General features: G+C 64.0%; 17 protein-coding genes. 4 read left to right on the top strand and 13 right to left on the bottom strand.

All coding sequences use genetic code 11. From position 1 onward, the window contains the following. Window positions 1-181 precede the first annotated feature (181 nt). Window positions 182-1,168 (bottom strand): quinone oxidoreductase family protein, encoded by a 987-nt coding sequence (locus tag ABIB54_RS17095; RefSeq protein WP_354576733.1) that lies wholly within the window; start codon window positions 1,166-1,168, stop codon window positions 182-184. Window positions 1,169-1,246: 78 nt separating this feature from the next. Between ABIB54_RS17095 and ABIB54_RS17090 the strand changes: the two genes are divergently transcribed. Continuing rightward, window positions 1,247-1,585, top strand: coding sequence for an ArsR/SmtB family transcription factor (locus tag ABIB54_RS17090; protein WP_354576732.1), 339 nt, complete (start codon window positions 1,247-1,249; stop codon window positions 1,583-1,585). Between the two features lie 310 nt (window positions 1,586-1,895). Next, window positions 1,896-2,675 (top strand): hypothetical protein, encoded by a 780-nt coding sequence (locus ABIB54_RS17085; RefSeq protein WP_354576731.1) that lies wholly within the window; start codon window positions 1,896-1,898, stop codon window positions 2,673-2,675. Window positions 2,676-2,811: 136 nt separating this feature from the next. On the opposite strand, the gene ABIB54_RS17080 is transcribed toward ABIB54_RS17085, so the two are convergent. Continuing rightward, a complete protein-coding gene (locus ABIB54_RS17080; RefSeq protein ID WP_354576730.1) occupies window positions 2,812-3,492 on the bottom strand; it encodes a maleylpyruvate isomerase N-terminal domain-containing protein in 681 nt (226 codons plus the stop codon). Window positions 3,493-3,576: 84 nt separating this feature from the next. Between ABIB54_RS17080 and ABIB54_RS17075 the strand changes: the two genes are divergently transcribed. Then, complete coding sequence (locus ABIB54_RS17075) at window positions 3,577-4,005, top strand: hypothetical protein (protein WP_354576729.1); 429 nt, start codon at window positions 3,577-3,579, stop codon at window positions 4,003-4,005. Between the two features lie 128 nt (window positions 4,006-4,133). Continuing rightward, window positions 4,134-4,730 (top strand): hypothetical protein, encoded by a 597-nt coding sequence (locus tag ABIB54_RS17070; protein ID WP_354576728.1) that lies wholly within the window; start codon window positions 4,134-4,136, stop codon window positions 4,728-4,730. A gap of 492 nt (window positions 4,731-5,222) precedes the next feature. Here ABIB54_RS17070 and ABIB54_RS17065 read toward each other — a convergent pair whose 3' ends face one another. From ABIB54_RS17065 to ABIB54_RS17015, 11 genes are all read right to left on the bottom strand, one after another. Next, window positions 5,223-5,870, bottom strand: a complete 648-nt coding sequence (locus tag ABIB54_RS17065; RefSeq protein ID WP_354576727.1) for a hypothetical protein — start codon at window positions 5,868-5,870, stop codon at window positions 5,223-5,225. Between the two features lie 338 nt (window positions 5,871-6,208). Continuing rightward, window positions 6,209-6,802 carry a hypothetical protein gene (locus tag ABIB54_RS17060; protein WP_354576726.1) on the bottom strand — a complete coding sequence of 198 codons (594 nt, stop codon included), beginning with the start codon at window positions 6,800-6,802 and terminating at the stop codon, window positions 6,209-6,211. Between the two features lie 41 nt (window positions 6,803-6,843). Beyond that, complete coding sequence (locus tag ABIB54_RS17055; protein WP_354576725.1) at window positions 6,844-7,239, bottom strand: hypothetical protein; 396 nt, start codon at window positions 7,237-7,239, stop codon at window positions 6,844-6,846. Between the two features lie 105 nt (window positions 7,240-7,344). Continuing rightward, entirely contained in the window at window positions 7,345-7,626 is a 282-nt protein-coding gene (locus tag ABIB54_RS17050; RefSeq protein WP_354576724.1) for a hypothetical protein, read from the bottom strand. Window positions 7,627-7,802: 176 nt separating this feature from the next. Further along, a complete protein-coding gene (locus ABIB54_RS17045) occupies window positions 7,803-8,231 on the bottom strand; it encodes a hypothetical protein (RefSeq protein ID WP_354576723.1) in 429 nt (142 codons plus the stop codon). Window positions 8,232-8,357: 126 nt separating this feature from the next. Continuing rightward, complete coding sequence (locus ABIB54_RS17040) at window positions 8,358-8,510, bottom strand: hypothetical protein (RefSeq protein WP_354576722.1); 153 nt, start codon at window positions 8,508-8,510, stop codon at window positions 8,358-8,360. Between the two features lie 8 nt (window positions 8,511-8,518). Continuing rightward, on the bottom strand, window positions 8,519-9,037 hold the full coding sequence (locus tag ABIB54_RS17035; protein WP_354576721.1) for a hypothetical protein: 519 nt from the start codon (window positions 9,035-9,037) through the stop codon (window positions 8,519-8,521). 46 nt (window positions 9,038-9,083) lie between these two features. Beyond that, window positions 9,084-9,275 (bottom strand): hypothetical protein, encoded by a 192-nt coding sequence (locus ABIB54_RS17030; protein WP_354576720.1) that lies wholly within the window; start codon window positions 9,273-9,275, stop codon window positions 9,084-9,086. A 69-nt stretch (window positions 9,276-9,344) separates the two neighbouring features. Then, window positions 9,345-10,124 carry a hypothetical protein gene (locus ABIB54_RS17025; RefSeq protein ID WP_354576719.1) on the bottom strand — a complete coding sequence of 260 codons (780 nt, stop codon included), beginning with the start codon at window positions 10,122-10,124 and terminating at the stop codon, window positions 9,345-9,347. 173 nt (window positions 10,125-10,297) lie between these two features. Then, a complete protein-coding gene (locus ABIB54_RS17020; RefSeq protein ID WP_354576718.1) occupies window positions 10,298-11,812 on the bottom strand; it encodes a DNA polymerase in 1,515 nt (504 codons plus the stop codon). Window positions 11,813-11,814: 2 nt separating this feature from the next. Beyond that, window positions 11,815-14,310 (bottom strand): hypothetical protein, encoded by a 2,496-nt coding sequence (locus ABIB54_RS17015; RefSeq protein ID WP_354576717.1) that lies wholly within the window; start codon window positions 14,308-14,310, stop codon window positions 11,815-11,817. Window positions 14,311-14,675: the final 365 nt, after the last annotated feature.

Genomic DNA, 14,675 nt, shown 5'->3' with positions numbered 1-14,675 from the left:
GCAGCAGGCTGCGCATCAGATCGGGGGACGCATCGGTGAGGGCTTCGCCAAGAAGGCGTGCAGGGTCGACAATATGTGGAGCGGTCATCGTGATGGTGCCTTTCGAGTGGAGGTAAGAGACTTCTCGAAGGTCTCACACGGTGACCGCGCTTACGTCTCGCGACGAGCCGGCCACCAGGAGTTACACCACTTTATGGGGCACTACTCCGTCAGCGAGTTGTTGTTGGAGCGCGGCGGCCTGGTCTAAGCCTGGGGTGACGGTGAGGCTAGGAATGAGAGCGCCTTCGGCGATCAGGTTGAACACGGCATCCATGGCGCGCCTGACGCGCAGCGGTGCTGTGGCCGAGAGGGCGGCGATACTGAATCCTCCGACAGCAGCATTGGCGGTATATAGCCTGCCCGTCAGTACTGGGTTGAGCGGGGCGCCGGAGGCGTTTCCGAAAAGCACGACGCGGCCGGCGGGTGCCAGCATGCGCAGATCGGCGTCGAGCCAAGTGGTGCCTTGAGGATCGAGCACGATGTTGACGCCGTTGCTGCCTATCCGAGCGAGGATGTTGTCGACTAGCTGATCATTGCGGACAAACACCTGCGGATAGCCGGCACGCTTGGCCTCTTCGAGGCGGCTCGTGGATCCTACAACGCCTATAAGAGTGGTGTCAGGGATTGCTTCGGTAAGGGCGGCGAGTGCCGTACCGACGGCACCCGACGCGCTGTGAACGAGGATTGTGTCACCGCCGCGGATGCGGGCAGCCTCATGCAGTAACAGCCAGGCTGTGGCCCACACCCCAGGCACTACAGCCGCGACCGCCGAGGGCACTCCTTCGGGGACGCGAACCGTCAGCGCTTCATTGGCGACGACGTAGTCGGCGAGTCCGCCGATGTTCGTGAGAGCGGCTACTCGCATGCCGACCGTGAGATCGTGCACGTCACTTCCAAGCTGCTCGATGACGCCAGCGACCTCAAGGCCGGGGACGGCGGGCCAAACAGGCACGTAACCAGGATCGCCGCGCCGCATCATCACGTCCTTGAAGTTGATCCCGGCGTGCGTGCCACGGATCAAGACTTCTCCAGGACCGGGCGCCGGAGTCGGCACTTCGGTGACCCGGGTGCGAGAGGTGTCCACCGCGGGGCCGTCGAACGTCAGCGCGCGCATCGTCGAAGCGATCATGTTCCGCCTTCTTTCGTAATATGTCGAATGACTACCACGATGCTATCCTTCATTCGTAGAACATCGAAAGAGGTGAGTGTGGCCCACAACCCGCGACCGGCACTGGAGCATCCGCAGCTCGGGGTCGTTCCCGTGACTGCGGTGATGCATGCCCTCTCCGACGAGACGAGGCTTGCAATCGTGCACACCCTCCTCGCCGAGCCGACCGGGCGTGCGTGCGGAACATTTCCCGTTGATGTTGCTCCGTCGACCCTGAGCCATCACTTCAAGGTCCTTCGAGAGGCGGGACTAATCCATCAAGAAGACCGTGGTACGCAACGCTGGACAATGCTCCGCGCTCCTGAGCTCGATGCCCGGTTCCCCGGTTTACTTGCCGCCGTGATCGCCGCACCGGAACTCAGCACCGATCCGTCCTGACCGCTCAACCGCGCAGTGGACGACTTGAAATCGCGGCACTCGGCGAGCCCAAGGTGATGGGGCCAAGTCAGCCCACAGGCCCGCTGATCGTCCGGCTTGCGGGCACCAATGGCGGCGAACCAGTGAAGCCATCTCAGATGTCACCTTCTGTCCAGAAGACCCTGCAGGAGTCGACGTTCCTGCCTTTAACCGCGCGTTCCTCGCAGGATAACGACGTCGATAGACCTAGTGAGCTCGACGGCCATGGCACGTGGACATACCTGCAACCGCAACCGGCAGACTGCCGTTGGACTGAGTTAGACTCACGCCTATGAGGCTCTGGATACTGGCGGTTGTCTTAATACTTGTGCTGACAGGCTGCAGTACAGGCCGCGCCGTCTCTGCGTCGCCTCCGGCCACTGACACAGTCGGTCGCCAAAATGGTCCCTCGCCGACGCCGACGCCGCAGCAGAAGAACATTGTCGACACTTCTGCCGCCTTCACGGTCACCACGGGGGATGGATATACTGCTGACGCAAAAATGAGTTATTCGATTGCGCCGTTCACCAAGTCAATTGTCGATGCAACGCCTGGTCATACCAACCTTTCGGCGGTGATCACTGCAACGGCGACCGCCACGAACACAACGACCGGCCGGCGCAACCCGGAAACGTTCAAAGCGGACGGCTGGATCGCCTACGACACGAACAGTGTCGCGTGCACATCGCAAATTGGTCAGGTATTCACTCATCTGCACACGAAGAACGGTCGATACTGTTTATTCAACACGGCATCGTTCTCTTTGGGACCTTTTGAGCCCAGTGCAAATATCACCGTGGATTCTTCCCAGTTCCCAAATTTCTCGCTTACTTACCCAGGAGTGTCAGACGCGGACGTAACGAACGTCATCGCCGCGGCTTCTCAACCTTCTGCGACGATGATTGAGGCCGGGGTCGAATCAACTGCGACCATCACGACGCATGCGGGCGCGTCTCTCTGCCAAATAGTTGGAGACCGAGACGTTCTCCACGCTAACGGTGGCTATGCGCCCTTTTTGATCTCAGCCGTGATGGTCAGCGGAGTGGGTTGCGACGCTCTGACCGCCCCCTGAAGCTATCCCCAGTTTCTTATTCCCCGAAGTTCGAGGCCATGCGAGGGGTGCGCAAATCGTCGTCGAATCAGACGTCCCTAAGCCTTCCGCTTGCGGGCGCTTTCTTTGGGTTGCGCGCGCCCTAGTCGATCGGGACCTAAAGCACTCGGAGCGCGTTCTTGTCGTCGCGTTCTCGGCGGGCGAGTGCATGAAGAACGGAAGTGTCTCCGTGGCGGATTCGGGCGGCGTCGAGGAGGAGATCAACAGCGGCAGTGACGGCGCACGGGGGTGCGACACAGTCCGCATCGATGCTCAGTGCCAGATCTTCGGTATGGACGGCGATTTCGACCAACCGAGTGCAAAGGTATTCGTCGAGGAGCAGCTCTTCTCCGGGGCGGTGCGCGATCGCCACACGTCGGTCGGCCGGTTCCACGCTGAGGCATGTCTCAAGCACTTGGAGCGCGATCCTGGTCTCGTCGGCGATCGCTTCGGGCCCCCGCATCGCAGTCTCAGCGCTTCGCTGTTCGACCCCTGCGTTCAGAGCTGAGGTGCGGCTCGAGGTATCCGAGAGACGGGCGTAGTAGATCGTTGCAGAGAAAGGCGGCTGCTGTCCCGTCAGATCCCCGTCAAGGAACCAGCCGACTTGCAAAATGCTGCGGGCGAGGTAGCTCGCGAGCACTCCGACCGTCATACCTCCCAGCACCGAGTCGTCATTCCAACGAGCGGCTGTCTCGTCGGATTGGAGCAGTTTCAGGGCCGTGTGAGCTGCCTCGAGATAGATAGAGCGGGAGTGATCCATAAGCCATTTTCTCAGCAGGCTCGCCGTGGATCGCACCATGCCACGTTGACCACCGTTGACCGTCCCTCTTGGGCAAGAAGACGCACAGACTGCCCATCAGCGCGTCTTCTTGAGGCACAGCCGATGCCCCGACAAAGCGGCTATTGTTGCGCGCAACTTAGCTTTAAATCCAACGCTTTGAATGGCACGGACATCCGGATCGTCCACCGGGTCGCTCCACGATTCGCCTACCGCAACGAAGGCGACGAACTCGCGCTGCCGGCCGGTGGCGGGCACGGCGGGGCTGGGCGATCTGATGGGCGGATCGACGTGCGACCAGCAAACCGCTCCCCCGGCTCGTCCAACGCCCCGTTCCCCTTTACGCTTCCCGGTAATACGCTCGATCGCATGGATGAGCCTGCGGCTGAGCGGCCTCTGAAAGTTGTGTCGGAGGACGATTCGCCAATCGAGCCGAATCTGGACTGGGACGCCGCGGGGATCAATGCGTCGGGCGGGTTGGATCCGCGGTCTGGCTTGCCGACAGTGCTGCATGAAGTGCGGGCCGAGGAGTGAGGCTCTTCCGAGCTAGCCGCACACGTATGTCTACATGAACGGCAACCGCGTTTTCCTAGGTGCCGCGCATGGATACATCAGAAGCGGCAAGACCGCGCAGAGCACGACTCAACCAGAAAGAGCTATTCATGACAGGCAACAAGAACAACAAGCTGACGGCCACGAAAGTCCCGGTGACTCTGCCGTCAGGCCGGACCATCCAGGCCGTGCGGCACAAGACTCTCGTCCCCCGACCGATCGCTAGCACCCCACCCGCCGGTCCGTCGGCCGTCGCGAAGCCCAGCTTCCAGCCGGTCACCGCGGCGTTCATTTCGCTCTGGACCGCGAACCTCCCAACGAGCGACGGCCACTACGGCGCCCGCCGGTGCGCAGCCATCGCTGAGGAGACGAACCGCGTCCTCACCGCCCAGCGCTACAACGAAGCCGATGACGCCGGCCACCAGGCAAAGACGAAGGCGGCGCTCGGTGCGTTCAACAAGCTCGGACCGTCCTTCTACGACGTGGAAGAAGGCCTCCTTCGCGACTTCATGACGGAGTTCGACCAGAAGGTCGGAGATCCCACCGACGCCCAACTCGCTGAGTTGACCGGGCTCATCAACGGCATGCTCGCATCCGGCGACTATCAGGAATCGACCGACCCTGACTCGATGGAGCTCGCGTCCATGCTTAGCGGGTGTTTCGCAGTCATGCGGGGCGAGACCGTCGACGCGGTCCCATTTCGGTAGAAAGCTGCTGCTAGACCACCGCCGCCGCCCGACCGGGTGGCGGCGGTTCTCTCAATTCCGGCAGTGCCGTGTTTCAGCGCAGCGCGGGCGGTCAAGCGGCTCGTCCGTTGGCCCCGCGATTTCCGCGCCACGCCCCGGAACCGGTCGTTTCTGAGAGCCAGCGGCTCTGGCCACATTTATGGCCAATAGCCAGCAGTCGGGAGGTAATGGTCAAGGTTATGACCAGGCATACCGGGAAGCGGCTCCCGAGTCGTCCGGCGAATTGAGAGGCGGACCGTCGGGCATCCGGATCGTCCAACGGATCGGCCCACGATTCGCCGACGTACGCGATCTGGACGAGCTCGCGCTGCCGGCCAGGTAGTCCACCGGGTCGCCCCTCGATTCGCCGACCGCCGCGACGGGCGAGGACGGCGACGGTCCCGCACGACCGGGCGCCGGTGGGCATGGCTGTGCCCCACGATCCGGTGAGGCGGATTGTGGGGCGTGCCGGGGTTAGGCCGAGTCGCGCTTACGCTTACGCTCGGCGGCGCGATCGGAGAGCTCGAGGGCAGCATCCCAGAAGCATCTGTCTTCGACCTCTCCCCACGCGCCCCAGGTGACGTTTGCAGCCTGCCGATACTGCGCTTCGCCGGCCCCGACGATATACGTATCGGCACCAGGGTCGTATGGAAACTTCGTAGCCTCTATGAGCAGGAGTTCGTGGTAACGGACGATTAGCTCGTCGTCAGTGAAACCCTTCGGGAAATCGCCTTGGGACTCGCCGCGAACGTTATTGACCATCTCTTGGTCGGCCTCCCAGTTGGGACCGGGGGTATATCCCCGGTCACGCCTACGGTCGTAGTTGGCTGGTCCGAACCTATTACCAGTCTCTCGGTGGATGCCGTATTCGTCGAAGCCGTTCGCGTCAAAACCGGCCTTGTCGAAGCCATATTCTCCGAAGCCGTCCGCGTTGAAGCCGTCCGCGTTGAATTCCGATCGGGTATCCCGATGGAGACCGGCGGCGGCGATGATGCTTTTGGGGCTGGGCGCTGGCGATTCGGCAACCGGGCCGGCGGAAGGGGTGCCTGGGCCGGGCGCTGGCATGAGGTTTTTGTGACGGATTCCGGTCCCGATTTCTCCTGACGGCAGTTTTACGGGCACTCGGGTTGGAGTGAGCTTGGGTTTCGGCACTGGATCTCGATTCTGCGTCGGCGTTGCGCGGAAGTGCGCTCGAATACTATGTGTGCGGCGCGGTTGGCGGTGCCGCAGCCTAGCCGCGTCGGGGCCCGACGGTCGTGCCTTACGGTTTCGCCAGCTGGCCGGCAACCATCGCCGGGCGCGGCGCCACCGTATCGATAACCGGGTGGAGTGCGCCGATCGATCAGAGGATGCTCGCCGCGTTGAGCGCGCCGAGGAGCGACCAAGCGATTGCCTGGCGGCGGCGAGGGTTGGCAGTGGTTGGCATCTCTCCTCTCTGCTAAACGACGGTCGTCAGTCAGTCAGTCGGCGAGCCGGAGGTCGCAGAAATGGCCGGTGGTTTCCTGGCCGTATTCGTCGCCGGAGGTCTCCCAGTCGACCGGAAGAGTTGTCGCTTTCAGACCATACGCCCGAAAATTGACGAGACGATCCGCGACGCCGTTCACCTCGTCTCCGCCGCCGCGAAAGTCGTCCACGGCGATTGAAATCGGACGGATGACCTCGCCGTCGTCGTCGGTAAAACTGACGCCAACGTAATCGGTAGAGTGACGCGGTTCCTCGGCAGAGGTGATCGTTAGCCAGACCGAGAGGAACCCCTCCGGGGAGTCCTGAATGCCGGCTCGGATTGTGCCCAACTGCGTCACGGTCAGGGCGATGCCGTGCCGGCGGAGAGCGTGCGCGCTTGCATTGTGGGCGCGGGCGTCTGGCTCGCTGAGGCACGCTTCGACTCCGGTCAGCGGGCGGGGCGGCACGACGATCGGTCCGGCGGTTGGGCCGGTGGCCGAGGGGCGCGGCGTGGCGCGCATCCAGCGGGTGGCCTTGCCGATGCCGCCGTTCGGGAGGGCGACCTTTCGCGTCACGGCGACGAGGTTCCCGCGGGATTTGTTGACGGTCATTGTGCTGTTCCTTTCGATTGGCGATTCCGGGTGGTGGTTTTCTAGGCCTTTCGGCGAGCCGGCGGATCAGTCGGCAAGCTCCTCGCCGCCTCGCCCGAGGCAGTTGGGAAGTACGGGTTCCCGAGAACGAATCGGGCGGGGCTGTGGAGGTTGACGTCGTTGCCTCCCTCGTCGAAGCGGGTCCCGTTCCTGTGCCTCCCGTCGACGTCGAAGCCGTGCCAGTCGAACTTTTCGCCCGAGGACTGGTGAATGCCGCCGCGATCGAAACCGGCGGCATCGGCTTCGGGCCAAGCCGGGGCTTCGACGGTCGTCGGTAAAACCTGCAGCAGGCCCGCTGACGGCGCACCGGCGACGGCGGTCGGGACCGATTTCATCCAACGGCGAGCTTGACCGCGTCGGCCGTTGGGCAGCCGGACCGTGCGCTGGACGGCGGTCAATCCGCGCTTGCTTGCGGTGGTGGTGTCGTGTGAGATGGTGAGTCCTTTCGTTTGGGTGGAGGCGGCCAGATTGGCCTTGGTGGAACGATGCGATGGGCGAACCGGTCAGCTGCAGAAGTCCGGGTTGGTATCGGCAGGAAAGAAGAGGTAGCGAGGGGTACCATCAGCCGCGATCCTCGTCAGAACGGTGAACGCGCGCGTCGAGCTGCTGGTCATTGAGATGCCCTTGTATTGGGTCACCGGGTTCTCGAAATTGAGGGTGAGCGTGCGGCATGTGGCATCCACGCGGCCTGCAAGCTGCGTTTCACCGAGCTTCCGCACTGCGGTCGGGCGCGTTGTTGGGAACTCAGCGACCTGCTGACCGAAGTGGTCGATGGCTACTTCCAAAGAGTCACCCGTAGCTTTGGTGGCGGGTGGCGGGGTTCTGGGCGGTGCCTGCACGCTGCACGCTGCGAGCGAGAGCATGAGAACGAGAGCGGCGGTTAGGCCAGGCAGGGCCCTATCGAAGCGAACCTTCATCAAAGCCTCCAATCAGATAGTGACCGCTGGCGGCCGTGACAGGGTCAAAGTGACGCGTAGCAGACGTAGTTGCCGAGGAAGACCTCGAACCGACTGGGGCCTCCTGCCCCGGGCTTCTCCAGAATCGAAGCACCTTCCGAGATCATCTGCCCCGATCCGTTTTTCAGCAGGAGCTGGAATGCGCGGCACTGACCGGCCACCGTCATGACCGGTGCTGTCATGCTGCGGGCTGCACCAACGAAGCCGGCAGGCGGCTCATCGACCGTCCGATAGTGCGAAATGATCTCGAGGCGGGGGTCCCATTTGCCGGCCGCGAAACCTGCGGCCCAAGCCGACGCCTGCTTTTGCGCCTCGGAGGACGACGACCTCTGCGCCGGCTGCGGCGCTTGGGCTGGCGCGGGTGCGCTGCACGCCGCGAGTGCAACGGCGATACCGACTGCGGCCGCGAAGTGGGCGAGAGGGCGAAGCTTCATGAGGTGCTCCAATTAGTAACGGGCCGCCGGATGGCTGCCTATTTGATACGTGTGCGGCTCGTCCCGGAGCCACCGCACCCCGCCCCGCCCGGCGGTTCGTGCACCAGGGCGGGGTGGGGTGCGGCTCTATGCGTCCCGGAGCTCGAAGAGCAACTCGGCGAGGAGCTCGACGGCGTCGAGCTCGGCGGAAAGCGGCTCCTGGCCGGCTTCGATCCGCTCCCTGGCAAACTCGGCCGCAATCTCAACTGCCGCCTGATCGAGGCGCGCCTCCGAAATCACCGGCCGGCCTAGACGATCATTCCGGCGAGGATGCCGGAGGTGCGGAGCCGCGGGGTGAGCGTCGGGATGCGGGCTTCGGCGAGCTCTTCGTCCGCCTCCGCCTTCGCGATCGCCTTTTCTACTAGGACCTCCGCGGTCGACTGGCCGTCCGGGTTTACATAGACGGAGGGGCCAGCGGGCCGGACCGGCTTTGGCAGCGTTTCGAGCAGTACGACGGTTGCCGCGGCCGGGTAGGTGCGAACCGTGCCGTAGTCGGTGGTGACGTCGACCACGCGGGATCCGCGGGTATCGTTGCTCGTGCGGTGCTCGAGGAAAGTGATCCTTCCGCGCAGGCCATCGCGCAGCGCGATGGTCTGGTTGAGGTGCGCAGCGTTCAGCGAGCCGGCGCGGACCTCGACGGGGATCTCCTGCGTGGACCCGGCCTTCGCCGCGGGTGCCTTCGCCACAGCGGGTGCGAATCGGGCCGCGATCCGGGAGATCAGGCCTGAGAGAGGTGCGGTGTATTCGGTGGTGGTAACGGTGGTCATGATTGCTCCTTCTGGGGAAACGGTTCTTCCGCTCCGCTTTTGATTGCTAAATGCGCTGGTCGGCCTGGCGATACGCGGCGTGCGATGACGATTCGTGGTCGCCTTCGATCTCGCCGATCTGGATCCTGAGCGCGTGCTCGCGGGCGGCCAGCTCGTTCTTCGCCACGGACACGTTGGCGAGCTCACGCTTGAGCGCGGCTGCGCTTTGCGTGGCGCCCGCCGTTTCGGTAATGATCACGGTGTCTCCCTTCGATCGAGAGAGGCTGTTTGCCTCCCTATAAAGGTGTGTGCACGCCCATCCCAGAATTCACGCCGCGAGGCGCTCAAGGGCGGCAGCTGAGTTTCGGACGTGCTTGACAGTGGTCGGGTCGATGCCATCTTGGAGCGCCTCGATCAGGCCGACCGCGCCATCCGGGTTGCCGAAAAGCAGGCGTACTGTGGCGAGCCAAACGGCCCGGCTGATCCCCAGCGCGTCTGGCACTGCCGTTTCCTTTCGGAGAAGATCGGCCGCACCGGCTGGGGATGAGCTGCGCGTTGCCGTGGCGATCATCTCTTCGAGCACCGCTTCGGCGATAGCTGCGGCGTCGGCGTCCGGCAGCCCAGTCGCCGCCATGACAAGCCGCTGAGCGGTGCGGAACGCCGCGGAGTTGAATCCCTCCGCCGGGAGCGAGCGAACCGTGGCTTCGGTCGGGGCAGCGAGGAGAGCGAGTTCGTCGTCCCCGTCGAAGCTGGTCGAGTTGACGTCGCCGTTGGCGACGGCGCGAAGCTTGCTTTCGTCAACCATCAGGCGGTTGCCCTGGCGATTGCGGGCGAGCCTGTAGTGGACGGCGGTGCGGGTGTGTGCCCACGCATCCCCGCCAGCGAGGATCTGGTCGGTTTGCTCTAGCCAGATCTCCCAGGCGTAGCTGACCGCCATAGCCGACTCGGCGCCGAATCGGTGGGCGGTGCCGGCAAGCTTCCGATCGGCGTACGTGAGGAGTTCAGTCGCGGCGCGGGTGCTCCAGCCGCGCCGGCCGAGCGCCTGGATGTCGGCCAGAATGCTCTTGAGACCTTCCGAAGTGGTGCAGTCTGCCGTGATGTTTTGCATGCGATGCTCCTCGCGTTGCCCGGATTTCCGGGGTCACAAAGGAGACATGCGGCGCTTTTGGGCCGATCTGACGTTGATCCGAGGCTCACAGGTAATTGCCAGCTTTCGGCGTGGGCTGCACAAAAAAAAGGGGCAGGCCCGCGAAGGCCCGCCCCTAGATTCCGTTCATCCGCTCACACCCAGTGGTGGTGCGAGACGCGTGGCTTCCCGGTCAGCACGACACCGTGGCCGAGATCGACGGTCATCGCCTCCATGAGCATCGCGACGGTCGCTTCCGAGTGCCCTTTCGGGGAGAGGACGAACAGCTCGTCGTGGAGCGGGATGCTCGGGATAAGCCCGGCGGCAACCGCGCGGCGGGTGGCGAGCCCCCAGGCGTCGCGGGCGCTTCCCTGAACGAGGAGGTTGGTCTGTAGTTCGAAACGGGTCTCGAAGGACGACCCATTCAATTGCGGCAGTGGCCGTCCGAACAGCGTCTCGAAGCGCTCGCCCGCTGCAGCGCGGGCGGTCATCTCCTCGAAGAACGCGGTGATCTCGGGGACGACTGCGCGGATCGCAGCGTGGCTGGCGGCAGCCCTCTCGGCGCCGATCTCTTTGGCCAGGGTGCGCTCTCGCATCGCGTACATAAATGCGATCGTGTGCCACTTTTGCTGGCCTCGCGAGAGCCCGGAAACGTCGGCAATGTCCTGGTAGAGATCGCCTCCGGTGACCCGCGCCGTAAATCCTGGATCGTCGATATATCTGGCGACCACGCGCAGTTCGGCGTTCGAATGGTCGACTGAGACGAAGTCGAAGCCAGGGTCGGGGACGACGACGTGGCGGGTGCCCTGGCGCTTCGCCGGAAGGTTCTGCAGGCCGGGCGAGGAGACTGCGACCCGGCCTGTGACCGCCCGGTTGGTCTTTATCAGGGGGTGGACGCGTCCGTCCTGACCGACGCTTTTGTGGACCTGGTTCAGCGGCGAAAGCCGGTGGAGGCTTTGGTAGGCGAGATCGTACGCCGTCCACGCCACGGCGCTCTCCGGCGAAACGCCCGACGAGTCGCACCGGCTCGGTTCGCCCCACTTGGCGTCGGACGTCGCGTCGAACCGCACACCGATCGCCGTCAGCCATGCCGCCTGTGCCGCGTCCCGGGCGGCATTCACTGCCGCGCCGTTGCGTTTCCAGGGGGACTCGCGGCGGATTTCAACGCCGGTCCGCGCGAACGCCTCGAGCACTCGAGTGTGCCGCGCGCGCTCCTTCGTGAGGGCCTGGACATCGACGAGATTGCCCCGTCGGGTGGCCTCCCGCCAGATAAGATCCTCTGACTCGACCAACATCGCGGCTGCCCGGTGGGCCTTCGAAGCGGACACGTTGTGCGCCGCCAGGAGGGCCGCGAGCGGCTGGCCGGGCAACGGCGTGGCTTTGTCCTTCGCGGCCGCCAGAACCCGATCCACGGTCCCGCCGCAGTAGATCCGAGGGTGCCCGAGCTTGGCCAGCAGGTCGCCGCGATCGCGGTCCATCTGGCCAGCGTCTTCCGAAAAGACCTTCCGGCCGCTCAGCGATCCGAAGGCCTCGCGGAGTGCATCGATGCCATCCGCGAGGAAGGGCTCCCCGGCCACTGCGTAAAAACGCGCGGCCGAGCGCTTCGAAGCGAAACGGATCGCGAGCGGACCGCGGTTGACGGCCAGCCAGGCGGAGAAGTTGCCGCTCACGGCTAGGCCGCCGCTTCGGCGTCGTCTGGCGTCCCGGTCCAGACAGACCACGGGATCGAGACGGTCTTGACTCGCTGGCCGTCGATCATGACCATCTTCGTGAGCTTCAGGCCGTCCTTGATCGAGACCTCCTCGAACGCTTTCAGAAGTTCGCTCTCCGTCAGCCCTTTAAACCGCGGCTCCCGGTGCAGCAGCGAAAGGATGTCGCTCGGCTGCATCGCAAGGAAAAGCTCAGCCTCGCCGCCCTTCGTTGAGCGGCCCTGCTTCTGCACGCCGACCAGACGCGCGCCGAACCGGCCCTGGTCGGATTCGAGCTGCTGCTCGCGCTCCACGCGGGTCGGGTCCCCGGCCGACTCGTCGAACGGGCTCTGCAGGTAGCGGACGTAGCCCTGCCGGCCGACGATGGACGAGCGGAGCGTTGCAAGGATCGATTCGAACTCCGCAGCCGTGGTCATCGGGACGTTCAGCGTTCCGTGATCAAGGGCAGTCTTGTCGACAGTGATCAGGGCCAGTTTTCCTGCGAAGAAAAACTCATCGCGGTCGATTACCCCGATCTCGAGGAGGTAACGCAGCCAGATGACGAATCCCGTGTGGGGGACACTCGCCACCTCGCGCACTCGGATCGACACGGGCAGTTTCGCCTTTCGATCGACAAACCCTTGCTCAGCTTCCTTCCAGAAGGATCTCCAGGCTTCCATGCCACCAAAGTCTTCGATCGATTCTGCGCACCAGCGGATGAAGTGGGCGAGGTGCTGCTCGGGCAGGCCGTTTTCCGTGAACTGGACGAAACGCCTGGCGTTTCCTGATTCGAAAATCTCCGCGCCCTTAGGGATCTGGACCGGGTAGATCCGTTCGCGCGAGGAGGCACCGTTCTCGTCCCCGGCCGGGAGCGTCTCGCCGGAGAGGATTACGAGAGGGCTCGCGAGGTCAGGCAGCCCCTCGGTCCACGTCTGGGTTTCCTGGTCGAATTCCGACACCGTGTACCGTGCGGCCCCGCCGGCGTAACCCATTCGAAGGAGGCGTTCGATCCCCTCTGCCTCATTCTCGGCCTTCTTGAGCGAGGTGCGCTTGCGAGCGTCATCGACGCAGATGAAGCTCGATTCGAGCCCAGCGCCGAGCCGTCCCAGGTTTGAGGCGGAGCCATCGATGGTCGCCATCGGCAGGTCCGAGGAGAAGCTGGAGCCGGCGTGAGCGGCCAAGAACGAAACGACGGTCGTCTTGCCGCTGCCCTTCGAACCCTGGATGGCGACGACGCAGCCGGCGCCGCCGTTACCGAGGCCGGCAACGTTGTGAATTATCGCGCCCCACGGGCCGATGAAGAGGTTGGGGTCGGTCAGTTCCTCAAAGGCTGCCATCGTGTTCTTGGCGGCTTCCACCTCGCGGGAGCGGTCAACGGTGTCGGGGTAGCGGATGTTTCTCATTCGCTCGGAGAGCTCGCTGACGGCGTCGTCGGTCAGCCCGTCGGCCGTCATGAAGCCGGAGGCAGACAGATAGCCCCAGCGTCCGTTGATTTCCTTCCAGCCGGTGCGACGAAGAGCGACGGATTCGACCACCAGGTCGTATTCGTGTGCGCGCACGGCCGATTCGATAGCCCGGAGAACGTGCGCGCCTGTCGCTACGGCGATGCTCGTACCGCCGGGGATGCGGTTCAGCCAGCGGCGAGGGGATGCGAGATCAGCGTCGCGGACACCTTGCACTTCGTAGGTGCGCAGGCCTGCGCTGGTGTTTACCGTGATCTCGAGGTCGTGGAGGTGGAGTGCCTTCCTTGCCCCAGGGTCGCGCAGGTCGTCATATACGGTAACCGTGCGAAGGCGCCGGGCGGCAGCCTCCATCAGGACTTCGCGGCCTTCGAGACGCTCGAGGTAGATCTGCCCGGCCTCCAGGTCAACGATCGGCGCAATGCTCTGGCGGCTGGATGCCGCGGATGTCTTCGGAGCAGCCGGGCGGCGGCCGATAGTGCCAGCATTCGCGACCAGGCGGTCTAGGTACTCGGACTTCTTCTTCGGATCGTCGCCGAGCGTCTCGAGGTCGAGCTCCAGCGTAGCCACGCCGATCTTCGCGAAGCTGACCGTCTTCGCGCCCACGCGGGTTAGGTAGGAGCCAAGCGCCACTGCTGCATCGTAGGTCGCGATGTCGGTCTCGACGCGAGTGAACTGGATCGTCGCCTCGGTCGTGCCGTCCGGGCGGACCATACGGCTCAGATCCTCGTGCGGTGCGCCGTTCACGCCGTGCCACTCCGACGCGCGCTGGAGGCCGACTGTCAGGATGGCGGCCGAGCCAGCGGACTCGGCGGCCTGCCAGTTCTCGAGCCCGGCGACGATCAGGAGCTTCGAGCGCGGGACGGCATCGCCTTGGCGGTCGGCGGAGATCAGAATGGTTCGGGCGTCGGCCAGCTCCGTGTCTACGAGGGTGGTGCTTGAATCGGACATTTGCGGCTGCCTTTGCTCTCGGGGTTCACCTGGGATAGGTGCCCTCTGATTTGAGGTGCGCAGTCGCATCCCAGAAAATCCGCCCGGAGCTGGCCCAAATCCGCCGTTTCGGTCTATTTACCAGGCGATCCGCACCAAAATCCAGCTAGTTCCGGCGCTAATTCCAGTGATTCACCGGCAGGATCTACCGAGAAACCCCGGAAACACGGGGTTCTTTCGGCAATGCCAGGTCGCTAATTCCTAATTCGCATAATTCCGGCGGAAACAGGTACCCCCCTATAGAGATACATATAGAGACCCATGAATCGGTATATGTGTCTCAAACCCCCCCCTACCATTGGTTGCGTCCCCGGGAGTGGTGTGGTTTTCGGGGTTTCGAGCGTTGGATGGTCGACGTGAAGAGCCACCGTGGGATGGTCAGTGAGTAACGACTA

The sequence above is a fragment of the Frigoribacterium sp. UYMn621 genome, from assembly GCF_040549525.1.
Classification (GTDB): domain Bacteria; phylum Actinomycetota; class Actinomycetes; order Actinomycetales; family Microbacteriaceae; genus Lacisediminihabitans.
The sequence above is the reverse complement of the archived record's forward strand: the minus strand, read 5'-3'. Positions and strand labels throughout refer to the sequence as shown.